Annotated in this window: 24 protein-coding genes and 1 pseudogene; 16 read left to right on the top strand and 9 right to left on the bottom strand. The window is 63.0% G+C overall.

Annotated features, from left to right (window positions below):
* Window positions 1-3 precede the first annotated feature (3 nt).
* The gene (locus tag ACZ5WW_RS24095) at window positions 4-999 is read right to left on the bottom strand and encodes a ThuA domain-containing protein (protein ID WP_377163747.1); all 996 of its coding nucleotides are present in this window, start codon (window positions 997-999) and stop codon (window positions 4-6) included.
* A 101-nt stretch (window positions 1,000-1,100) separates the two neighbouring features.
* On the opposite strand from ACZ5WW_RS24095, the gene ACZ5WW_RS24090 reads away from it, so the two are divergent.
* Window positions 1,101-2,633, top strand: coding sequence for an outer membrane protein assembly factor BamB family protein (locus tag ACZ5WW_RS24090; protein WP_377163745.1), 1,533 nt, complete (start codon window positions 1,101-1,103; stop codon window positions 2,631-2,633).
* A gap of 306 nt (window positions 2,634-2,939) precedes the next feature.
* Here ACZ5WW_RS24090 and ACZ5WW_RS24085 read toward each other — a convergent pair whose 3' ends face one another.
* From ACZ5WW_RS24085 to ACZ5WW_RS24060, 6 genes are all read right to left on the bottom strand, one after another.
* Complete coding sequence (locus ACZ5WW_RS24085; RefSeq protein WP_377163743.1) at window positions 2,940-3,908, bottom strand: peptidylprolyl isomerase; 969 nt, start codon at window positions 3,906-3,908, stop codon at window positions 2,940-2,942.
* 49 nt (window positions 3,909-3,957) lie between these two features.
* Window positions 3,958-4,278: a hypothetical protein gene (locus tag ACZ5WW_RS24080; RefSeq protein ID WP_377163741.1), complete on the bottom strand. Its 321-nt coding sequence runs from the start codon at window positions 4,276-4,278 to the stop codon at window positions 3,958-3,960.
* 203 nt (window positions 4,279-4,481) lie between these two features.
* The gene (locus tag ACZ5WW_RS24075; protein ID WP_377163740.1) at window positions 4,482-4,712 is read right to left on the bottom strand and encodes a hypothetical protein; all 231 of its coding nucleotides are present in this window, start codon (window positions 4,710-4,712) and stop codon (window positions 4,482-4,484) included.
* Window positions 4,713-4,813: 101 nt separating this feature from the next.
* On the bottom strand, window positions 4,814-5,170 hold the full coding sequence (locus ACZ5WW_RS24070; RefSeq protein WP_377163738.1) for a dihydroneopterin aldolase: 357 nt from the start codon (window positions 5,168-5,170) through the stop codon (window positions 4,814-4,816).
* A gap of 120 nt (window positions 5,171-5,290) precedes the next feature.
* Entirely contained in the window at window positions 5,291-6,346 is a 1,056-nt protein-coding gene (locus ACZ5WW_RS24065; protein WP_377163736.1) for an NUDIX domain-containing protein, read from the bottom strand.
* 123 nt (window positions 6,347-6,469) lie between these two features.
* On the bottom strand, window positions 6,470-7,057 hold the full coding sequence (locus ACZ5WW_RS24060) for a PEP-CTERM sorting domain-containing protein (RefSeq protein WP_377163734.1): 588 nt from the start codon (window positions 7,055-7,057) through the stop codon (window positions 6,470-6,472).
* A gap of 148 nt (window positions 7,058-7,205) precedes the next feature.
* Here ACZ5WW_RS24060 and ACZ5WW_RS24055 point away from each other — a divergent pair, with 148 nt between their 5' ends.
* The 12 genes and pseudogenes from ACZ5WW_RS24055 to ACZ5WW_RS24000 all read left to right on the top strand — a co-directional run bounded on the left by ACZ5WW_RS24055 (window position 7,206) and on the right by ACZ5WW_RS24000 (window position 15,201).
* Window positions 7,206-7,841: a hypothetical protein gene (locus ACZ5WW_RS24055; RefSeq protein ID WP_377163732.1), complete on the top strand. Its 636-nt coding sequence runs from the start codon at window positions 7,206-7,208 to the stop codon at window positions 7,839-7,841.
* A 131-nt stretch (window positions 7,842-7,972) separates the two neighbouring features.
* A complete protein-coding gene (locus tag ACZ5WW_RS24050; RefSeq protein WP_377163730.1) occupies window positions 7,973-8,836 on the top strand; it encodes a sugar phosphate isomerase/epimerase family protein in 864 nt (287 codons plus the stop codon).
* Window positions 8,837-8,959: 123 nt separating this feature from the next.
* Window positions 8,960-9,337, top strand: coding sequence for a hypothetical protein (locus ACZ5WW_RS24045; RefSeq protein ID WP_377163728.1), 378 nt, complete (start codon window positions 8,960-8,962; stop codon window positions 9,335-9,337).
* Window positions 9,338-9,586: 249 nt separating this feature from the next.
* Window positions 9,587-10,025 (top strand): annotated as a pseudogene (locus ACZ5WW_RS24040) (IS200/IS605 family transposase).
* Between the two features lie 161 nt (window positions 10,026-10,186).
* Complete coding sequence (locus tag ACZ5WW_RS24035; protein WP_377163724.1) at window positions 10,187-10,819, top strand: glycerophosphodiester phosphodiesterase; 633 nt, start codon at window positions 10,187-10,189, stop codon at window positions 10,817-10,819.
* The gene (locus ACZ5WW_RS24030) at window positions 10,816-11,376 is read left to right on the top strand and encodes a GrpB family protein (protein WP_377163722.1); all 561 of its coding nucleotides are present in this window, start codon (window positions 10,816-10,818) and stop codon (window positions 11,374-11,376) included. The genes ACZ5WW_RS24035 and ACZ5WW_RS24030 overlap by 4 nt, the downstream gene beginning before the upstream one ends.
* A 121-nt stretch (window positions 11,377-11,497) precedes the next feature.
* The gene (locus ACZ5WW_RS24025) at window positions 11,498-12,553 is read left to right on the top strand and encodes an acyltransferase family protein (RefSeq protein WP_377163720.1); all 1,056 of its coding nucleotides are present in this window, start codon (window positions 11,498-11,500) and stop codon (window positions 12,551-12,553) included.
* Window positions 12,554-12,579: 26 nt separating this feature from the next.
* Entirely contained in the window at window positions 12,580-12,990 is a 411-nt protein-coding gene (locus ACZ5WW_RS24020; RefSeq protein ID WP_377163718.1) for a hypothetical protein, read from the top strand.
* Between the two features lie 68 nt (window positions 12,991-13,058).
* Window positions 13,059-13,505, top strand: coding sequence for a hypothetical protein (locus tag ACZ5WW_RS24015; RefSeq protein WP_377163717.1), 447 nt, complete (start codon window positions 13,059-13,061; stop codon window positions 13,503-13,505).
* 205 nt (window positions 13,506-13,710) lie between these two features.
* A complete protein-coding gene (locus tag ACZ5WW_RS24010) occupies window positions 13,711-14,349 on the top strand; it encodes a hypothetical protein (RefSeq protein ID WP_377163716.1) in 639 nt (212 codons plus the stop codon).
* Window positions 14,350-14,352: 3 nt separating this feature from the next.
* The gene (locus tag ACZ5WW_RS24005) at window positions 14,353-14,595 is read left to right on the top strand and encodes a hypothetical protein (RefSeq protein ID WP_377163714.1); all 243 of its coding nucleotides are present in this window, start codon (window positions 14,353-14,355) and stop codon (window positions 14,593-14,595) included.
* A 63-nt stretch (window positions 14,596-14,658) separates the two neighbouring features.
* On the top strand, window positions 14,659-15,201 hold the full coding sequence (locus ACZ5WW_RS24000; protein ID WP_377163712.1) for a hypothetical protein: 543 nt from the start codon (window positions 14,659-14,661) through the stop codon (window positions 15,199-15,201).
* A gap of 254 nt (window positions 15,202-15,455) precedes the next feature.
* Here ACZ5WW_RS24000 and ACZ5WW_RS23995 read toward each other — a convergent pair whose 3' ends face one another.
* Window positions 15,456-16,601: an Lrp/AsnC family transcriptional regulator gene (locus ACZ5WW_RS23995; RefSeq protein ID WP_377163710.1), complete on the bottom strand. Its 1,146-nt coding sequence runs from the start codon at window positions 16,599-16,601 to the stop codon at window positions 15,456-15,458.
* A gap of 128 nt (window positions 16,602-16,729) precedes the next feature.
* On the opposite strand from ACZ5WW_RS23995, the gene ACZ5WW_RS23990 reads away from it, so the two are divergent.
* The 3 genes from ACZ5WW_RS23990 (at window position 16,730) to ACZ5WW_RS23980 (ending at window position 20,198) form a co-directional block, all read left to right on the top strand.
* Window positions 16,730-17,107: a DciA family protein gene (locus tag ACZ5WW_RS23990; protein ID WP_377163708.1), complete on the top strand. Its 378-nt coding sequence runs from the start codon at window positions 16,730-16,732 to the stop codon at window positions 17,105-17,107.
* Between the two features lie 278 nt (window positions 17,108-17,385).
* Entirely contained in the window at window positions 17,386-18,867 is a 1,482-nt protein-coding gene (locus ACZ5WW_RS23985) for a CbiX/SirB N-terminal domain-containing protein (RefSeq protein WP_377163706.1), read from the top strand.
* A gap of 95 nt (window positions 18,868-18,962) precedes the next feature.
* Window positions 18,963-20,198, top strand: a complete 1,236-nt coding sequence (locus tag ACZ5WW_RS23980) for a DUF1015 domain-containing protein (RefSeq protein WP_377163704.1) — start codon at window positions 18,963-18,965, stop codon at window positions 20,196-20,198.
* Window positions 20,199-20,293: 95 nt separating this feature from the next.
* Here the strand turns inward: ACZ5WW_RS23980 and tilS are convergent, their stop codons facing one another.
* A complete protein-coding gene (tilS, locus tag ACZ5WW_RS23975; RefSeq protein ID WP_377163702.1) occupies window positions 20,294-21,256 on the bottom strand; it encodes a tRNA lysidine(34) synthetase TilS in 963 nt (320 codons plus the stop codon).
* Window positions 21,257-21,366 lie beyond the last annotated feature (110 nt).

Genomic DNA, 21,366 nt, shown 5'->3' with positions numbered 1-21,366 from the left:
GGATTACTTCACCAGCACGAAGTCATCCGGCTTGAGCCCTTTTTGGAACTCGCCGAAGCCGTACATCGTGGGCTTGTAGTCGCCCACGGGGGTGACGTCCGCCTTTTCAGGCACTTCGAGGCCGAGCCCCCAGTGCAGGCCATTGACGACCAGGCGACGGAGGCCTTCGTTGGTCAGGTCGGTGGCGGCGCCCATGGTGGAGGCGAGGATCTTGTTTTCGGTGCCGGCGTCATTCTTCACCACACGCAGCCAGGCCACGGGCATCATGGGACTGTTCACGTCCTGCTCCACCTTGGCGGCGGTGGCTTTGCGGTAGGTGGCGGGGGCGGTGTCGGGCGTCATACCCTGGAGGATCTGGCCGCGCACCAGCACGACGGCATCGGCGGGCGGGGCGGCCTCATACACGTCGGTGTTGGCAAAGAGATCGCTCACGCCGCGCAGCACGGGGTGGTTGGCGTTGGCGGCCTCGATGACGCCTTTGGTGGCCTCCACCTTGTGCTTGCCCCAGTGGCTGACCCAGGTCTCGCCGAGGACTTTTTTGCCCCAGCCGCCGTTGCTGTTCCAATTCCAGGAGGCATAGGGGCTGTCCTTGGGATAGCCGCTGAAGGCGTGCGTGCTGGTGCGCAGGGCCACGATGGGCACGCCACGGTTCACCGCAGCCTCAAATTTCCTGGTGGTGGCCTCGTCCCAGTGGCGGAAGCGCAGCAGCATCACGATGGCATCGGCACTGTCCAGCGCCTCCGGGTGCGTCAGGCTGGCACCGTTCTTGGGGTCGATGGTGCCATCTGCGCCCAGGCTGAAGAGCACGGTGCATTTGAAGCCGTGGCGCTGGCTCAGGAGCTTGCCCAGCATGGGCATGGCCTCCTCGCTGCGGTATTCCTCGTCTCCGGAGAGCAGCACGATGTGCTTTCCTTTGGTCGTGCCGGCGGGTTCATAGACGACGTGGTCAGCAGCCATGAGACCGGATGCGGCAAGGAGGGAGAGAAAAAGATGTTTCATGAACGTGGGTTGGAAGTGGGCGAGGATGAGACATACGTCAGATAATGCCAGCCATTTCCTCCGACCTGCGGCAGACGTAGAATGCAGCGCACCCTTTTCCCATGATTCCCAAATTTCCCCTCGTTCTCACCTTGCTGGTGGGCGGCGTTTTCACCTGGATGTGGAGCACCGATCATACCTTCCGCGCCGCCAGCATCATGCTGCTGCTCCCGCTTTGGCTGCTGCTCATGAGCCTGTGGTGGGCGCTGCACAAGAAAGGCGTGCGGCTCCGGCGCCTGGGCGTCTTCGCGCTCGGCATCGCCTGCATCTGGGGCTTGTTCAAATACGCGATCCGCTATGACGGCAGCGCAGACGGCTCGGCCATGCCCAGCCTGACCTGGCGCTGGCAGAAGCCGGAAGCTCTGCCCGCCTTGAAAGCGGCTGCGGCAGACGCAGGCACGGCCCCCTCTCCCATGCCGGCGGGTGCAGCAGACATGCCGCGCTTCTTTGGCCTGAAAGGAGACGGCGCCTACCCCGAGCCCAACTGGCAGACGGACTGGGCGGCACATCCGCCGCGCGAGGTCTGGCGCATCAAGGTGGGTGATGGCTGGGCGGGCTTTTCTGTGGCGGGCGGACGCGCCCTGACGCAGGAGCAGCGCGGCGAGGAGGAGTATGTGACCTGCTATGACCTGGCCACCGGAAAGCTGCTCTGGGCCCATGCGGACATGGCACGCTTTGACGAGCCCATGGGCGGCATAGGCCCCCGTGCCACGCCCACGGTGGATGTGGCACATAATGCGGTGCTGGCGCTCGGTGCCCGGGGCCTGCTGAACTGCCTGGACCTGGCCACCGGAAAACCACGCTGGAGCAAGGACGTGCTGAAGGACTGCGAGAGCACCAAGTCCCCCGAATGGGGCAAGAGCACCTCCCCGCTCATCGTGGGGGAACACGTGATCGTCAGCGGTGGCGACAAGGGCATCACCCTCGCGGCCTACCGCATCGCGGACGGGCAGCTTGTGTGGAAAGCGGGTGCAGACGGTGGCAGCTATAGCTCTCCTGTGCTGGCCACCGTGGCCAGGCGCGAGCAGATCGTGAGCGTAAACGCCAACTCCGTGACCGGACACGATCCCGCCACGGGCGCGGTGCTGTGGTCGTTTGACTGGCCGGGCATGTTTCCCAAAGTCTGCCAGCCCGTGCAGGTGACGCCCGAGCGCATCCTCGTGACCACCAGCTACGGGCTGAAAAGCAACCTGCTGGAGATCAAGGCGGATGCCGCAGGCAAGATGAGCGTCTCCTCCGTGTGGAGCAGCAGCGCGCCGCGCACGAAGTTCAGCAGCCCCAGCGTCCTCGGCAGCCATGCCTACGCGCTGGACGAGGGCACCCTCTGCTGCGTGGATCTGGCCACCGGCGAGCGCGTGTGGCGCGAAGGACGCTACGGCTTTGGCCAGCAGATCAAGCTGGGAGACCAGTGGCTGCTGGTGCAGGCGGAAAAGGGTCAGGTGGCCCTGGTGAAGGCCAGTCCCGCCAAACTGGAGGAAGTGTCCAGGCTGCAGGCGCTGAGCAGCAAGACGTGGAACCCGCCCACGCTCGCCGGACGCTGGCTGCTGGTGCGCAATGACCGCGAGGCCGTGTGCTACGAGCTGGCTGCCAGGTGAATGCGTGAGCGCGGCCTCTGGCTGCCGCGATGCGCTGCCAAAAGCACCGGAGAGGTCCTGCCCATGCACCCATCAGCGTTCCGCAAACATCGGCGCGCGCTGTGGTCGGACGGTTTGGCGGAGGGAGCGGTGGAGCAAAGAAGCGGTTGCGGCACCAAACACGGCCAACCTACGACCGGAGCACCACGCTAAGCGTGCAAAAGCCTGCCCAGGCTCGTTTTCAATGGCGCGTGGCGGAAAGATGTCAGCCGAAGCGGCCGCGCGCGCTGCTGCTTCAAGCGCGCCAGCCCGGCCTGCGCCGGTCTTTTACCACACTCGGTGGAAGAAGCGGCTCACCATGCTGCGTGCCGCGTCTGGCTTCATGAAGCGGCGGCCTTCCCCGCTGGAGATGGCCGGCACCTGCATGGGGCCCTTTTGCGTGATGACCTTCATGGACTTGATCTCGATGCGTGCCACGGGGCAGTCATTGGCGTCCACCGGCATGATGGAGATGCGCTGAAAGGTTTCGAGGCCGGAGACCACCTGGCCAAAGACGGTGTACTTGCCTTCGAGTGCACTGTAGTTGCCCAGGGCCACGTAAAACTGCGAGCCGTTGGAGCGGCGCTCTGGGTTGACCTTGTCCGAGCGGCGGGCCATGGCCACGGCTCCGACGCGGTGCGGGAGCTTGATCTCGGCCGGGATGGTTTTGTCCTCGCCGCCAGTGCCCCATTTGAGCCGTGCGGACTCGTCCGCCGTCAGCGGATCGCCAGTCTGCACCAGGAAGTTTTCAATGGCGCGGTGGAAGGCCAGGCCGTTGTAGAAGCCGCTGTCGCAAAGGTCGATGAAATGGTTCACCGTCTGCGGTGCGTCGTTTGGATAGAGCTCGATCATGACGGTCTCACGCGCGCCGCCAAACGCCACTTCCATGACGGCAATCTTGCGCACGGAATCCTTGGCCCAGAGGGAGGGGTCTTCCATCCGCTGGGCAGGCAGGCGCATGGAGTTGGTGGTAGGGGCGTAGGGGGTGTACTGCACGCCGTCTGTCTTGCCAGGAGTGGTGGCGGCTGCGCCACCGGCTTTGTCCACGGACTTGAAGAGCGCTTTCTGGGCCTCCTCCGCGAGCTTGTCGATTTCAGTGGTAGCGGGCGTCGTGGCAGGCGTCGTGGCCGGAGCCGCGGCGGGAGGCAGCACCGGTGCCGTGCTAGGCCGGAGGGAGTCCGGTGCCTTGAGCTGCTGGGCGGTCAATGCAGCATGGCAGCCAAAGGCAAGCAGGCAGGTCAGGAGCGGGGTCTTCACGTGTCGAATGGATTGGAAAAACAGGGGGAAAGCAGGAGCCATGCCGCAGCTAGCGCAGGGTGGGCGGGATCGTCGGGCTGCTGCTCGGGGCGGGGCGGCTGGGGGCAGGCTCGGGCGCAGGGGCCAGGGCCGGAGCTGCGGGCGCTGAAGGCTCTAGGCTCATGCCGGCGGCCTGCTCGGCACGGGCGTTGTACTGGTAGCGCATTTTGGGGTTGCCGCGCGCCTTGCGCGGAGACAGTCCCCAGCTCACATCGTAGGCATCCTGCTGGCTCACGGTGGGGAACTTCGAGTCGTAATGCTCAAAGGAGCCGCAGGATACGAGAAGCGCCGGAGCAACCAGAGCGGCAAAGATGAAACGCAGAGATGTCATTGTTTGGCAAAAGTGGATTCTAAACGAGACCGCGATACTAGGCGGGCTGCCTGTGGCTGGCAAGATCGAAGTCTGAGACGCTGCCACCGGGCCTTTTGTTCAGTCTGCGTGCGGCACGCCTCCCCGTAGGCCCATGTTTCAGCCCCCCTTCCGGAGCCTGTGACAGCCCTCACTTTGTCAGACACGAAACTATGGAAAACACCCTAGCGCGGCACCTCTGCGGTCGGCAGGTCTCCGGGCTGGGGCTCGGCCCTGGAGTTGTACTGGTAGCGCATCTTGGGGTTCCCCCGTGCTTTGCGCGGTTCCAGGCCCCAGCTGACGTCGCAGGCGTCCTGCTGGGACACCGTGGGCAGGCGTGAGTCCGCCGGGGTCTCACAGGAGGGCAAAAGCGTGGCGGCGAGCAGGGCGGCCAGAAAGAGGCGCAGAGAGGTCATGGCTGTGCAGGGTGGTGTGGTTGGCGGGTCACGGACGCGGGGTCCGGCCCTGCCCGGACAGGCAGGCGCGGGGGGCTTGGACTTTGCCCCGGCGGTTCTGTTCAGTTTCCACGCACCAGACGCACCGCCACATGGTCCGTCTCTGGCAGGATGCGCTTGCGCAGCTCGAGGCTGACCCCCTGGGCCCCAAATTCCTCCATCACGCACGCGACCATCTCGGCCGCCAGGGTCTCGATCAGCCTGCGGGGGCGCTCTGCCGACAGCGCCTGCAAGCGGGTGGCCACAGCGGCGTAGTCGATGGTGGCGGCGATGTCGTCTTGCATCGCCTCAAAGCGGGCGGCGATGCGCAGCGTGATGTCCGCCTCCAGCACCTGGCTCGTGGCGCGCTCCTCCTCCGGCACCCCGATGTGGGTGGTCAGGCGCAGGGCGGAGATACGGATTTCGTCAGGAGGGAGCATGGGGAAAGACAAAGGGAGTGGAGGGGATATTTAGCGCAAAGAATGACGAATGAGTAAGTCCGAATGCCGAAATAATGACGAAAGCGTGCTGCGCAGCTTTTGGCATTTGGCCTTGCTTGGTCATTTCTCCAAGAGCCCCCGCCTGACACACTCATCAATCAGCACGCGCGTGGGGATGTTCAGGTCCATCTGCAGCGCTGCGGCCAGAGGCACCCAGCGGAAATCCTGGGCCTCCTCATTCAGCACCACCTGCGGCTGCGCATCCGCGCAACGTGCGGTGTAGTTGAGCAGCAGGAAGTGCGCGGAGCGCTGAAACTCGGGCGGCTCGATGCAGTCCTGCACCATGATGAATTCGATGTCCCGCAGCGTGAGCGCCGTCTCCTCCTGAATCTCGCGGATCAGCGCCTCCTCGCAGGTCTCCCCGCGCTTGATCTTGCCGCCCGGGATGCCCCAGCGGTGGCTCCACTTGTGCGTGCGGATGAGAAGCAACTCGTCTTTGGAATTCAAAATCAGCGCGCCCACCGTGGCCACGGGGTAGGCCTTGTCATGCCCGCCCAGGCCACCCAGGAGCGCGGGCAGGCGGGAGAGATCTGGCACCAGCATGTCCGGCCCGGAGGTGAGGAGCTGGGCCGCCGTCTCATACCCCGTGCAGGTGGCGATGCTCACCACCCCTGCGGCTTTTCCGGCGTCGATGTCATGCCGCATGTCGCCGATGAAGGCAGTCTCCTCCGGGGTCATGTCCAGCTCTGCCAGCAGGCCGTGGATTTCCTCCCGCTTGTCCACCACGCCGCAGCGCAGGACCTCAAAGGCAGCCCGCACACCCAGCGCCTCCGCCTGGGCCGTGACATGCGGCAGGGGCGCGCTGCTGAGCACCACCATGCGCCTGCCTGTGACTGCGGCAAACTGGATGAACTCCAGCGCGTGAGGCAGGATCTCCAGATCCTCATGCGCATGGGTGAAATGCTCCAGGTAGAGCTCCTGCAGGCGCTGCAGCGGCACCTCAGGCAGCACCTCGGCAAAGAATTCGGTGTAGGGCAGCCGGAAGCGTGCCCGGAACTCCTCCCGGCTCATTTCCGCCGCCCCGACGCTGCGCAGCATGCCATTCACAGCGCCCACCACCCCTGGCAGGTCATCCACCAGCGTCCCGGACCAGTCGAACAAGAGATTCCGAATCATGTGCCGCCCGCCTTAGCCGCAGCCCAGCCTCTTTGCAAACCCTCTCCCCTCTGTCGGTGGCCGATGGCCAGCAATCAGCGGTCAGAGCCCCCGCCCTGGTCTCACAGTCCTCCCCTGCCCCGCTCACCTCCGGCGGCGCAGCATCCACAGCCCCGCCACCCCCAGCAGCATCAGGCTCCCCGGCTCCGGCACCGGCACGGGCGTCGTCACAAAGTCGATGCTGTAATTGATCTGGTCTGAGCCCTCCTGAATCCAAAAGGTGTAGTTTCCCGAAGGCAGCGGCCCGTCAAAGCCGATGCCGCCAAACTCCGGCCCCAGGTCCAGCAGCATCAGCAGGTCGTTGTAGGTGTTGCCAAAGCCATCCTGCGCGTAACCCCAGAGTGCATTGCTCAAATGCTGCGAGGGGTCGCTCAGATTGATGGAGCCCCCGTTGGCAATGGCCATGAAGGAATCATTTCCCAGGCTGCCGCTGGCGCTGGAATACCCCACCAGATTGATCCCCGTGAGGTAATAGCCAGGGGCGATCGTGAAATTCCAGATGTCCGCATCCAGCGGCGGCGCACCATTGAGAGCGCCCATGGTGCCGGTGATCAGATTGCTGCCGGCGCTCAGGGTGCCCAGCAGCGTCGGTGCTGCCCCGTCATCCGAGAGGTCGCCGTTCAGCCCCTCGTCCCAAGTCAGCGCCTGCGCCATGCCGAAAGGCAGGAGCAAAACGGCTAACAGAACAAAGAAACGAGAAATCGGCATATTATGGTAATTATATTAAACTTAACTAATATTGTCAACACAAGTGATTCATTTCTCAATGTGAAATGTCCCCAAGCGCTCTTCCCGCTCGCTTCCATCCCACCTCCCCTGCATGCTCGCCCGCATGCGCCTGCTGATCGCCCTGCTTGCCCTCCTCTGGCTGCCCTCCTGCGTCCATGTCTTCACCACACGTTACGACTACCAGTCCAGCACCCCGGCCCCCACGGCAGGCGGCAGCGCCTTTCGGGTGGAGTTCATCCCCAAGGCCACCGAGTCCGGTCTGGCGCTGAGCGCCGTGGTCGTCGGCAGCGCGGTGGTGTCTGAAGTGGGTCCCTACCAGATGCGCCTGCACGCCTTTGGCCAGCCGGGAGATCAGCAGTGGTTTGAAGTGAAAAGCCTGCGCCTCAGCGGGGCGGAGGGCTTTCAGGCCCCTATGGAGCCAAGGGGCTTTGCCGGCCGCGCCGGATTCCAGCCCGCAAAAACAGCCGGTCTCACCCGCGCCAGCCTGCTGCTGGGCCCCTACGTCAGCCTCGATGCCGAAAAGCAGCACGACATCGTGCTCGATGCCGAGGTCCTCGTCATGCGCCGCAGCGGCCCCACGCGCGGCACCCTGCGCATTCCGCTGGTGCTCACCAAGACCAAACGCCGGGACAGCACCAACGTCATCGCCGAGATCGCCCACGACATCCGCAACCGCGACACCGCAGACATCCCCGCTGGCCTCCCCCCGCCGCCGGAAAAGCCGTAAGCACGCGCACCACTTTGCCGCTGGACAGTCCGCACTCGTTCGTCTCCAATGCCGCGCCTCCGGCTTTTTCTCTAAAAACAGCCGGGGTGATTTCCACCTAGAAACGCAAAACCGACAACCACACACACACCATGGGCAAAATCCAATTCGGCTCCGAAGTTTACACCTGGTTCATGCAGGGCACCGGCAAAGGCTACGACAACAAGCTCGACCACATGATCAAGGTCGCCTCAGAAGCAGGCTTCACCGGCATCGAGCCGATGGTGCTGGAGATCTCCCAGAGCGCCCTCGGCTGCTCCAAGTACTGGCTCGGTGACTTCATCGACCCCATCAAGCTCAAGGACGTGCTGCAGAAGTACAACGTGCAGCTCGCCGGCCTGGCCCTGGTCTGCGCCTGGGACGGTGAAACCGAAGCGCCAAACGAAAAGGAAGCCGCTGACTTCACGCTCAATTTCCTCAAGCACTTCCCCGGCTCCATGCTCGGCACCGTCACGCTGCCAAGCGGCCGCAAAGACAACCTCCAAAATCGCCGCCTCAACATCGCCAAGAACGTCAACGCCGTCTCCAAGCGCGCCGCTGATCTCGGCATCAAGGCCTCCTACCACCCGAACTCCCCGCCCGCCTCCCTCGTCCGCACGCAGGAAGACTACGACGTCGTCCTCAGCAGCCTCGACCCCAAGGTCACCGGCTGGACCCCGGACGTGGGCCACATCATCCGCGGCGGCATGGACGTCATCGCCACTCTCAACAAGTGGCAGCACCTGGTGAACCACATTCACTACAAGGACTTCTCCGGCAACGGCGCCGAGCCCTGGGCCCAGATGGGCACCGGCAAGCTCGACTTCCATAAGATCACCGAATGGCTCGTCGCCCGCAACTACTCCGGCTGGATCATCTGCGAAGACGAAGCCCACTGCGCCGTGGACGACCCCGATGGCGTCACCAAGCAGAACGGTGAGTGGTGCAAAGCGAACTTGCTGCCGATTGTGGCGTAAGTTAGGACTCACGGATCTTTCGATTCATCCGACGCCTTCTCCTGAAAAGGGGAAGGCGTTTTTGATTGATCCGCGAAGGCTTTTCTGATTCGATAAGAACAAGCGTCCAAGCAGAACAAGCACATGGAAATTGTCATCGCTCTCTTCTTCCTGGCCCTGATACTGTTGGTTATCCTTCCAACGCTTCCGCATTCGCGACGCCTCAGAGTAATTCTCGCCATCTTAGCCATTCCAGGGATCATTTTCGCGTATCGAGTCTTGGAAATGTATGCGTCTACAGGAGCACAAAGTGCGCGTCTCGACGAGTTTATAAAAAAGTGCGACAATCTCCTGAACCAGGGAAAAACCGAAGAAGTGCGGGCGATCTTGGCAGACTACATGCAGAAGCGTGGCAAACATAACCCCGAGTCATCAGCCTTGGCATCTCGAGCCCATCTGCTTTATCATCTCATCAAGGAGAAAGAGCTCGAGATCGAGTTGGCCAAACTTTCTGAGAAATGACACCATCCATAGTTAAAACGCCTGAAATGAATGGAACTCGGTCGAGGCGAAATTTTCGCACACCTTTCTCCGGCCTGAGGTGGACGAGCGCTCTCGCTGCCGCTTGAAGCACTAAAGGTGCGACCTAACACAGCCCAAGGCAACGCCCTAGGTTTACAACCACCCGTTTCCCGGTTCTATTTCGGGAGCCCTGAAGGGGCGGCCTAATTCCTTCAACTCCCGTCCCTCCGCGCGCATCGCCATCCGCCCATGCCGCAATCGCTCGCGAACCTCTACATCCACCTGATTTTCTCCACGAAGGAACGGGTGCCCTGCCTGTCCGCCTCGGTGCGTCCGGATCTGTACGCGTACATGGCCACGGTGCTGGCCAACCTGAACTCCCCGGCGGTGCTCATCAACTCGGTGGCGGATCACGTGCATCTGCTTTTCAACATGGGCCGCACGGTCACGCTGGCGCTGGTGGTGGAAGACGTGAAGAAATCGTCCTCCAAATGGATCAAGACGCAGGATGCGGCACTGACAGGCGGGATACGGGGCGTTCTCGGTCAGCAAATCGAATGTGCCCAAGGTGGCGAACTACATCCGCGATCAGGAGGAGCATCATCGGGTAAAGACGTTTCAGGAAGAGTACCGGGAGTTTCTGGCGAAGCACAAGGTGCCGTTTGATGAACGGTATGTGTGGGATTGACGCGGCACGTTCGGTTGGTTGATGTCGAAGGCCACCTGAGTTAGGCCGCCCTTTCAGGGCTTCCGGCTTTTCGTGCCGCATTCCCAGGGCGTTGCTCTGAGCTGCGATAGATCGCACTTTTGGTGCTTTGATCCAGCGCCGTCCGTGGTCCACACTGCCCCATGAAAACCATCGCCCACCGTGGCGGCATGGCCCGCTGCATGCAAAACAGCCCTGCCGGCGTGCGCCTCGCTGCACAGCATGAAGCAGACTATGTGGAACTGGATGTGATGCGTGCTGTGGAAGGCGAATTCCACTGCGCGCATTTTGGGTGGAATACAAAGTGCGAGCTGCGCGAATGCCTGGCGGAACTTGGCCCCCACATGCGCCTCATCGCCCACCTCAAGGGCGATTACTCCGAGGCAGATCTCATCTGCGTGGCCGATTACCTCGCAGAGCATCTCCCATGGGAGAAGGTGGTCCTGGCTTCGCACAGGAGCAGCGTTTTGCGCAGAATGCGGCAGTTGATGCCCGACATTCGTCTGGCCCGCTTTGGCCTGCTCCCCGCCCTTGCGGCTTTGTGGAAGCAGCAGCCTTGGGACTGCTGCATGATCAACCAGCTGGTGTTGACACGCCGGCTCGTGAAGGCCCTGAAGCAGCGGGGCTATGAAGTGTTCGCGAGCTGCGTGTGGGAGCTGCGCTCCAGGCAGAGCGTGCGCAGGCTGGGCGTGGACGGAGCCTTTGTGAATCTGCATGCGGAGAAGAAGAAAAGCGGCGAATCAAACCCCAGTCATCCCAACGCACCCACCCCATGAGCGAAGTCCTGATCGGCGGCATTGAAAAGCGTGAGATCGTCATCGTGGATCACGATCCGCGCTGGGCGGCGAAGTTTGAGCATCATGCCGCCATCATCTCCCAGGCACTGGGTGAAAAGTCGCTGGCCATCGAGCACGTAGGCTCCACCGCCGTCCCCGGACTGGCGGCCAAGCCGATCATCGACATCGATCTGCTCGTGGCAGACTCCGCCAACGAGGCCGCCTACTTGGAGCCCCTGCTGGCCGCAGGCTACACCCTGCGTGTGCGCGAGCCGGACTGGCACCAGCACCGCATGCTCCGCACCCCGGAGCTGGACGTTCACATTCACATCTTCACCACCGGCTGCGTGGAGCACACCCGGCACGTCCTGTTCCGCGACTGGCTGCGCACCCACTCAGAAGACCGCCTGCACTACGAGTCAGTGAAGCGCAGGCTCGCCACACAGGAATGGCCGGACATGAACGCCTACGCAGACGCCAAAAGCACGGTGGTGGAGGCCGCGCTGGCCCGCGCCTCAGGCCAGCATCTCCATGCTCCACCCGCTGCCTCCGCATAATCCTTGCGCACATGCGCAGCTCCGCAATACACTGAGGCATGAGCAGCCCCCCGTCCGCGATGCAGTCCATGCCGGCATTCCCCGTGTTGAACCGGGCCCCGTCACTCCGGGCATCTGACGCATGACCTCCGCATCTCCCAGGCTTCCAGTCGTGGACATGCTGCGTGGCTTTGCGGCGCTGGCGGTGTGCTGGTACCACTTTACCAATGGCAGCGCAAATTTCCTGCCGGAGGGCCTTTTGAAGTCGTCCGGCACCCACGGCTGGCTGGGGGTGGAGGTCTTTTTTGTTATCTCGGGCTTCATCATTCCTTATGCGCTGCAGCGCAGCGGCTACCGCATGGCAGACTACGGCCGCTTCATCCTCAGGCGCATCATACGGCTGGACCCGCCCTACCTCGCCAGCATCGTCATCCTGCTCGTGCTGGGCTACGTGTGCAGCGCGCTGCCCGGCTTCAGGGGGCCGCCCTTTGAGCCCACCTTTGTGCAGGTGGTGCTGCATCTGGGCTACCTGAATGCGCTGGCCGGGCAGCCCTGGCTGAATCCCGCCTTCTGGACGCTGGCCATCGAGCTGCAGTATTATTTGCTGGTAGGCCTGCTGTTTCCAGTGCTGGCGCATCGTGCCGCAGGCGTGCGTGTGGCGGCGTTTGCCGTGCTGGCATGCCTGGCGGTGCTGCTGCCGGCGGAGCAGCATCTCTTTCACTGGCTGTTTCTCTTCATGCTGGGCATGGCGGCCTTTCAGCTGCGCGTGGGCCTGCTGGGGCGCAGCGGGTTTTGGCTGGGAGTGCTGCTGTTGGGGGGCGGTGCGTGGCTGGTAAATGGGGGCCTGATCGCGGCCACCGCAGCCGCCACGGCTTTGCTGCTGGGGCTGTCCGGACCGAAGGAGCACCCCATCTTTCTCTTCCTGGGGCAGATCTCCTACTCGCTCTACCTGCTGCACATCCCCGTGGGCAGCCGGGTGGTGAATTTCAGCCAGAAGTTTGACCTTTCCATGCCAGGGAGGCTGGCCGCACTGCTCGCAGCCGTGGCCGTCTCCATCGGCGCGGCGTGGCTGCTCTACCGCTGCGTGGAGCTCCCGGCCCAGCGGTGGTCCTCCAGCCTCCGCTACCGGGAACGAGGAACTCAGAAAAACGACGCGCCCGCCACAGCGGCCGACTCTCCCGGAACCGCCGCACTGTGACATCCCGACCCCTTCCCGCACTCCCCATGATACCGCTCACCGCCCTCGCATTTATCCTCCTCTCCAGCTGCTGCACCACGCCCAAGCCACCGCCAGCATGTGAGCACCTGACCATCACCGGCCTGATCGACGGCAGCGAAAGATTCACCTTCACCCCAGCGGGCGTGAAGTGGACGCACCTCCACTGGTCCGAGCCCGATGACCTGACCTTTGATGGTATTCCGTGGTATAACCCGCGCAAGTCCCCCGCCCTGTGGTCCAAATACGCCACGCTGGACCTCCCCCACGCCCGCATCACCCAGCGCCAGGGCCGCGATCTCGTGGCCCTGGAGCCCACCGCAGACGGCTTCATCCTCTACTTTGACGACTCCCCGAATGACGCAGCCGCTTACTCCGTGACCCTCGCGATTCCGAAGAAGGTGGAGGGTAAAAGATGAACCCAGGGCGGACTCGCGCAAAGCCTGGCGGAGTGTCCCGCCGTTTCGATCTTTTTTGATGCCAGATCATGAACCTCTACCAGACGCCTCAGTCAGAGTCGGACACACCTCATGGGCTCCTTCAAACCCGGCAGCGCTGCTTTGAGTTTGGCAGGGCGCTGGCACTGCTGATGTGCGTCTATTCCGTCGTGGCATGGTACGGCACGGAGCTGGTGTTTGACTGGGGTGCCAGCATCGAAGCGTGGCGTACGGAGTATTACGGGGACGACAACACGCCCAGTGGCAGCATGAAGTTCAGGGGGCCGGAGGGAAAGCTCATCTATTTGATGGCCCCCTGGTCCCTGCTGCTCTATCCCGCAGCGCTGCTGGCTTTTGTTTTGCTGGCACGCTTGTCTTTCAAAGATACCAGCACTTACCACAAGATGATGCACGGGCTCTGCGCGCTGGCCATGGTGGCGATTCTGGCCAGGCTTTGTCATCTGGGGGTGTTCTCCTGCATCATGCAGAGCCTCTGAGATCAACCGGGGACGGAATCTGGAAGCATTCTTCGTGCAAGCCCCCCCAAGTGGCTCACCTTTTCACAATCGAACCGACTTGAGTTCAGTCATTCTGCGGCACCCATCGCCATCAGGGAATCCCCCAAAAAAGCTTGCCGATTTCCTGAGCTTATTTTTTAATCAACACATGCATCCACTGATCCCCCTCCCCCAATTTCCATCCATGCCTGCCCCCTTGAGCAGCACCAGCCCAGGCGAGGCCTGGGTGTGGGGCGACTATGTGCTGGTCCTGCAGACCCACCCCAAGACGGTGCTGGATATCATGAATGAAATGACCGGCAAACCTGCCGAAGATGATAGGGATCTGGACTACCCCTTTGCAGTAACCGTTTACTACCGCAAGGACCGGAATCCCCACGGCCCCTCCAGCCAGCCCATCCTCGTGGTGGGATTAGAACGCATGGACTATGGGAAAGTGGCGGCCAAGATGGGCATGGCCGGCAGCATACCCTCCGGCCTCGGGCCGCCGGTGCTGGGCGTCTTTACCGCGTCCAGCCATCTCAACATGGGAGGCTACGAGGGCGCGCTCGAAATCGATGCGGTGCGTCAGCGCTTGTTCTCCATCATTGCAGATCATTTCCACCCTGTGGGCGAGGCGGTGCGGATCGGCCCCATCTCCGCCATCCACGGTCATCCGGATACCGGCTGGCCGGCGCAAAAGAAAAAGGGCGGCTGCATGTCTGCCGTGATGGCGCTGCTGCTCCTGGCCACATTCTGCTCGTGGATGCTCAGCGGACAGAAACCTCATGCGCTTCAAAGCAAGCCACCCCAGGCCGACATGCCCCCCAGTCACCCCGGCTGATCCATGCGACGCTTCACCGGCTTCGAATACGGCATCTTCATTCTTGGACTCTGCCTCGTGCTCGTGGGCGCGGCCATGATCGTTCATCCTTCTGAGGTGGATGTGGCGCGTCCGGGATCTGCCAAGCTCTCACGCCCCGACACCTTTGAGCATGTCTCGAAAAAGGGTGCCGTAGTGGCTGGCGGCATTTCTGCCCTTGCAGGCATCAGTTTTCTCGCAGCCCTGTTCTGCCGGAGGGGAGAATGACCCGGCCGAAATCAGAAACCTTGGTGCCGTCCGACCATCCTCCCTCAGTCGCCTCCCCCCCACATGACACGCTCGCCGCTCTGCAACGCCCTTGCGCTCCTCCTGCCGCTTTTCCTGGGCTCCTGCGCCACGCGGCTGGCGTGTGATTTCTCCGCGCCCAGGCTGCAGTGGAAGCATGCCAAGACGCCCAAGGGCGGCAGCGAGGAGGCGCGTGTGGCCAGCTACATCGTCGGGCGCAAGGAGGATGGCTTCACGCTCTCCAGGGTGGACCACATCACGCACGTGCCGCACTGTGGCTTGGATCTTTTGTCCACTTTTCTCACGCTGGGCCTCGTCCCGCACTCCTGGCCCGATCCGGTGAACGTCACCGTCACGGGCAGTGTGGACGGCCGGAAAAAGACGAAAACCTTTGCCCTCAAGCTGCACCGCAGCACCTCCCTCTGGCACAATCTGCTGCCCGCGAGCAGCGACGACCGCGCCATCGCACGCGCCGTGCTCCAGGCCCTGCGCGAGCAGAAGGTCCTCGATCCCAAATACCACCATTGGCTGCAGGAGAGTGAGAAGCACTGGCAGCAGCATCAGAAAGGCGACGGGGAGAGTGAGTGAGCTTGGGCCCGCAAGGCATGGCGGGCTTGCTAGGACGTAGGTTGGGTGTGTTTGGCGTCGGGAGTTCTCCTGGCTGCCAAGCTCTCGCCGCCAAACCGCCCGACCCGAGCGTGTGCGCACGCTCCAGCGTTGACGGCACACTCCATCACGGGAGTGCAGTGGCCGCTCGCAGGCGCTTGATGATGGCCACGCGCTTATGGACGGGCGGGATGTCGCCACGCCCATCCTACGAAGCCGCATGCTTTGTCATTCGCTTAGACCACCGGCCCCTTCACGTCCTTATACTTCTCGTGCCATTCCTTGAAGACGATGGGTGAGATCTCGCTGGGCTTGATCTCGCTGCGGCCGCCCCAGAAGACGTTGGTGTATTCCAGGGGGATGCCCACATCGGCCAGGTGCTTGTCGATGGCGGCCTTGTGCGCCAGCACGGTTTCCTTGTCGGTGCCGTGGATGACGCCCATGATGTTCACATTGGCAAAGCGATCGCCGCCTTCACGCCAGTAGCAGTGGGTCATGATGGGGTGGCGGCCCACCTCGCCACCGGCGCGTTCTTCCATGCCCTTGGGCACCTTCCAGTGGAAAAGCGCATTGAAGCGCGTCACGCGCACGCCAGCGGCGCTGGGCTTCACGTGCTCCAGGAAGGTGGAGAAGCGGCCGATCACGCCCTTCTGGTCCAGACGCTTGGCCACTTCGCAGAATTTTTCCAGTGAGACACCAGCGGCCTTGGCGCGGCCTTCCCAAGGGTTGGGGCCCACTTCTTCAGGGGTCAGGTCGCCCTTGAGGTGCAGGAGCACATTCCACTCCTCGGCGTCCAGTTCGGCGATGTTGGTGGTCATCATCTTGGCGGGCTCGTCGGCTTTCTCGCCGGGCTCCATGGTCTTGCGGCGCACGTGGCCCACTCCCAGGGCAAAGATGCCGTGGGCCTGCATGGTGTAGTAATTCTCCGCACCGATCAGGCGGGCCAGCACATCGCAGTGGTCATTGATGTTGCGGTCCTGCGGCACCTTCAGGGTCGTCCACAGGCGGTAGTCGCTGCCGCTGACCTCACGGTCGGTGGAGCGCAGCACCACGTGGCCGCTGAAGGGGTCTTCTTTAAAGAGGAACTCAAAGGCGGCCTCCAGCTTCTCGGTGGGCACCTTCCAGGCCACCAGCGCGCCTTCAGCGAGCTTGTTGGCAAGCAGCGTCTGGCGCACGCGGCGGATCACGCCTGCGCGCAGCATGGCGCGGATGCGCTCCACCACGGTCTCCAGCGGCAGGCCGCAGCCCTCGGCGATGTCCTGAAACGGCGTGGGGGTGAAGCCCTTGATGCGGTCCTCGCTCACAGCCAGGATCTGGGCGTTCACGGGGTCGGTGTGCTCGGTGGGGACGGCAGCAGGGGGAGTGGCGGTGGCGACGGACATGGCTGAAAATCGGCTGGGGGTTGGGGGGGGACAGGTAGGAAAGAGGCACCTTTAACAACGCACCGAAGGAATGCGAGATTTGAAATTTGTGATTTAGCATGCGTCGATTGCCGTCTAGGATGCGCGCCATGGACCCCCGCAAGCCCACCGCCGCCATGCGCAGGCGCCACAACCTCATCGCCGCCTGGCGTGGTGTGGAGGACGGTCCGCTGATGGACCTGCCCACGCTGCGGGTGGGAGATCTGGCCACCCAGATCGTGGCCAAGGCCGGGCTGGCCAACCGTGTGAAGCTGGAGGACATCCTCGCCGCCTGGCAGGAGATCGTGGGCACCATTCTCTTCAGGCTCACCCGCCCGGACACCTTTGAGCGCGGCGTGCTGACCGTGCGCCTGCTCCAGCCCACCGCCCACCACGCGCTAATGCAGGAAAAGGTGAAAATCCTCCGCCGCCTGCAGGAAAAGCTGCCCGATGCCAAGATCAAGGACGTGAGGTTCAGGCATGGGTGAGAAATGCCGAGCCGAGCCGAGCCGAGCCGAGCCGAGCCGAGCCGAGCGAAGCGAATCAATCACGGAATGACGAATTGTTTCCCATCCGGGGGCGGCTGGCGTAGAGAAGTGTCACACCAGCCCGTTTTTCATTCTCGATACCACTCCCGCATACCGACTCTGACAATTTTCAGTTTTCAGTCCTTCGCCCCCCCCCGCATCACCTAGCGTTCGCGTTTTGATCGAGGACGAGCAGGAGAACGAGGACGACTCACACACTTCACCTCACTTTCCCCGCTTTGACCTCACACAAACACGCCGCACTCATCGTCGTCGGTCATGGTTCCACCACGAACCCGGACTCCAGCGAGCCCACGCACCGCCACGCCGACAGCATCCGCCGCCGAGGCCTTTTCCGCGAGGTGGCCTGCTGCTTCTGGAAGGAGGAGCCCAACATGCGCGAGGTCTATGAGATGGTGGACAGCGACGTCATCTACATCGTGCCCAATTTCATCAGCGAGGGCTACTTCTGCCAGCAGGTGCTACCACGCGAGCTGCGGCTCAGCGGACCCACCACGCACCGCGATGGCAAAACCATCCGCTACTGCGACCCCGTGGGCATCCACCCCAACATGACCCGCCTCCTGCTGCAGCGCGCCGATGAAGTCGCGCCACATGTGCCGCGAGAGCAGACCAGCCTCGTCATCGTGGGCCACGGCACCAGCCTCAATGAGAACTCCACCAAGGCCATCCAGGACCAGGTGGCGCTCATCCGCGCCGGGCACTATGGCTTTGCCGAAGTCCTCGACGCTTACATGGAGGAGGCCCCCTTTGTGGCCAAGTGGGCCGAGCTCACCACCGCGCCCAATGTCGTCGTAGTGCCCTTCTTCATCGCCGACGGCCTGCACAGCTTTCAGGACATCCCCGTGCTCCTCGGCATGCGGGAGGAGGTGGGCGCAGCTCTCAGCGAGAGCGGCATCTTCCACCAGAACCCGCACCAGCTCCAGGGCCGCAGCATCTACTACAGCGGTGCCATCGGCACGGAAGCGCTGATGGCCGATGTCATCCTCGATCAGGTGCACGACTTCGACGTGAAGCACGGCGTGAAGGACCCGCCCGGCATGGCCAATGACGAAATCAAATCCTCCCTCGCCTACTGGCTCAATTCTGGCCTCGATGAGATCGGAGAGATCTCCATCACCACCAACACCGACGGCAGCTACTCGCTGTGCCATAGCGCAGATCGTGGCAAAGACGGCCTGCAGGTGCACCACGAGGCGCACGATGCCCTTTACATCGCCCGCAACGACTCTGGCGGTGCCTTCCGCCCTCTGCACTCCGCGCCGACGTTGAATCGCGGCTGGCGGCTCGATCTGCCCGATCTCGACGAACTGCGCCTCGCGCTCGACTTCTTCTACCCCGCCGCCATCGGCATGGCGCGTGCCCTTGAGCAGGAAAAGCTCGCCGCCGTGCCCCTGCGCGATGTTTTGAGCCGCCAGACCGGCATGTACCGCTTTGTCAACACCATCACCGACGATCAGGCCCATGCCATGATCGGCCGCACGTGTGCCAATACCAAGTGCCTGCGCCGCATCCTCTGGCCTCTGGATGCCACCCAGCCCATGCAAGGCCCTGCCGCATCCAAGACGCAGCCCAGCCACGCCGCGAATGCCATCCCTCTCCTGTGCATCGAAGCCTGCACGCATGTCGTCTCCGCAGCCCGCAAAGTGGCGAGGGAGAACCATGAGGCGAAGGAGAAAGAAAAGGCCGCCGCGGGGTAGCCGTTGCCCAATTGCGCCGCACCTGGTTTGCTTTGCTGACACACCCGCCCCGCCTCCGCGTTTGACAAGCGCCCCCCCGCGCTCTATCCCGCCCCATGCGCATCCGCACATTCCAAGGTCTCGTCCCCGCCCAGCAACACGCCCCCGAAGTCGCCGCCGTCCCCTATGACGTGGTCAACCGCGAGGAGGCCGCCGCCCTTGCCACTGGCAAGCCCTTCAGTCTCCTGCATGTGGACCGTGCCGAGATCGACCTGGACCCGGAGATCGACCCGTATTCCGCCCCCGTTTACGCCAAGGCCCGCGAGAACTTTGACCGCCTGCAAAAAGACGGCATCCTCGTCCGCGAGGCCAAGCCCTGCATGTACCTCTACCGCCAGGTCATCGCCGGCCACAGCCAGACCGGCCTGGTGACCGTCTGCCACACCGAGGACTACGAGAAGGACATCATCAAAAAGCACGAAAAGACCCGCCAGGACAAGGAAGACGACCGCACCAACCTGGTGGACAAGCTCAACGCCAACACCGGCCCCATCTTCCTCACCTACCGCCAGCGCCCGGGCATCACCGCCCTCATCGAAAGCTTCATGAAGGACGAGAAGCCCATCAATGACTTCACCGCTCCCGATGGCGTGCGCCATCAGGTCTGGCGCCTCTCCCTGGGCCTCTGCGTCTCGCTGACCGGCCTGTTTGAGAGCCAGGTGCCCTGCGCCTACGTGGCCGATGGACACCACCGTGCCGCCAGCGCCTTCCGCGTCAGCAAGATGCGCCGTGAGGCCAACCCGAACCACACCGGTCAGGAAAACTACAACTGGTTCCTCAGCGTGCTCTTCCCCGGCAACGAGCTCAAAATCCTGCCCTACAACCGCGCGGTGAAAGACCTCAACTGCACGGACCGCGAGGAGTTCCTCAAGAAAGTCAGCGCAGTCTTCACCCTCAAGCCCACCACGCTCAAGTCCCCCACCCAGCCCGGCCAGTGCTGCATGTACCTCAAGGGCCAGTGGTATGAGCTCACCTGGCAGGCGGACAAAAACGCCAGTCCCATCGACCAGCTCGATGTCAGCATCCTGCAGGACCGCCTGCTCAAGCCCATCCTCGGCATCGACGACCCGCGCACCAGCAAGCGCATCGACTTCATCGGTGGCATCCGTGGCACCGCCGAACTGGAAAAGCTGGTGAATGGCAAGGAACACACCGTTGCCTTCTCCATGTACCCCACCACCGTGGACCAGCTCATGGCCATCTCAGACGCCGGCCAGATCATGCCGCCGAAGAGCACCTGGTTTGAGCCCAAGCTGCGCAGCGGTTTGTTCATCAACACGCTGGAGGGCTGAGGTTCTGCAAAGTACTCGCGAGCTTTAGCTCGCTCTGGTCAGCACGTCATTGTCCCAGAATTCAGAGTGAGCTAAAGCTCACGAGTACTTTCTCCTCACTCCACCCACAGCCGCTTCGCCTTGCGGCGCAGGTGCTTGCCCTCGGGCAGATTGGTCTTTGCGGGCCCGTCCGCCGCCAGCATGCCCAGCGCGGCATCGATCACCTCATAGTCGATGCCCGGCAGCCCCCACACCTCCCGCAGCCAGAGGGCAAACACGCGGGAGGACACCGCCGGGTGCAGCGCCAGCAGCTCAGGAGAGACCAGCAGGGAGCGGTCCTCCAGCACGCGGCCATCCACACGCAGAAAATCTAGCGCCAGCCGCTGCAGCGCGTCGTCATCCTGCTCTGCCAGCATGCCCAGCCGCAGCATCTGCGGCACCACATCGCGGACACAGATGTCGTTCAGCAGCGGCAGCGCCTCATGCCGCAACCGGTTGCGCCGGTATTTGGGCGAGGTGTTGCTGGAGTCTTCCCGGTATTTGCAGCGCTTGGACTTGAGGTAGGCGTCGATCTCGCTGCGCCGCACGTGCAGCAGCGGGCGCACCAGGTGCAGCCCTGACTCCAGCCGCTGCACCACCCGCATGCCCGCCAGCCCGGCCAGCCCGGTGCCACGGCAGAGGTTTCCCAGGATCGTCTCCGCCTGATCCTCCGCATGGTGCGCCAGCAGCACCACCCATACGTCGTATTTCTCCGCCATGCGCAGCAGGAAGGCATGGCGTGCCTCACGCGCCGCCGTCTCCGTCGAAAGCCGGCTCTTCTCCGCCAGCGCCGCCACATCCTCTGTCTCGATCTCGCACTTCAGCCCCAGCTTCTTCGCCAGCCGCCGCACAAACGCCGCATCGTCGATCGACTCCTTGCCACGCAGGCCATGGTTCAGGTGGCAGAGGATCAGATGGGCAAAGCCAGCGTCCCGCAGCAGGTGCAGCAGCGCCACCGAGTCACGCCCGCCTGAGATCGCCAGCAGCACAGGTTCAGCAGGATCACAGGCAGGAGGCAGATTTAAAAGGATGGCAGGCACGGTGGGCATCCTTAACGATTTAGCCCCGCTATTTATTCAGTAAATGGGAAACCATCATCCAGCCTTGCGATAAGCCATGTATTCGACACCTTGCACGCCCCCTTTCCAAC

The organism is Prosthecobacter fluviatilis (assembly GCF_055388355.1).
The sequence above is the reverse complement of the archived record's forward strand: the minus strand, read 5'-3'. Positions and strand labels throughout refer to the sequence as shown.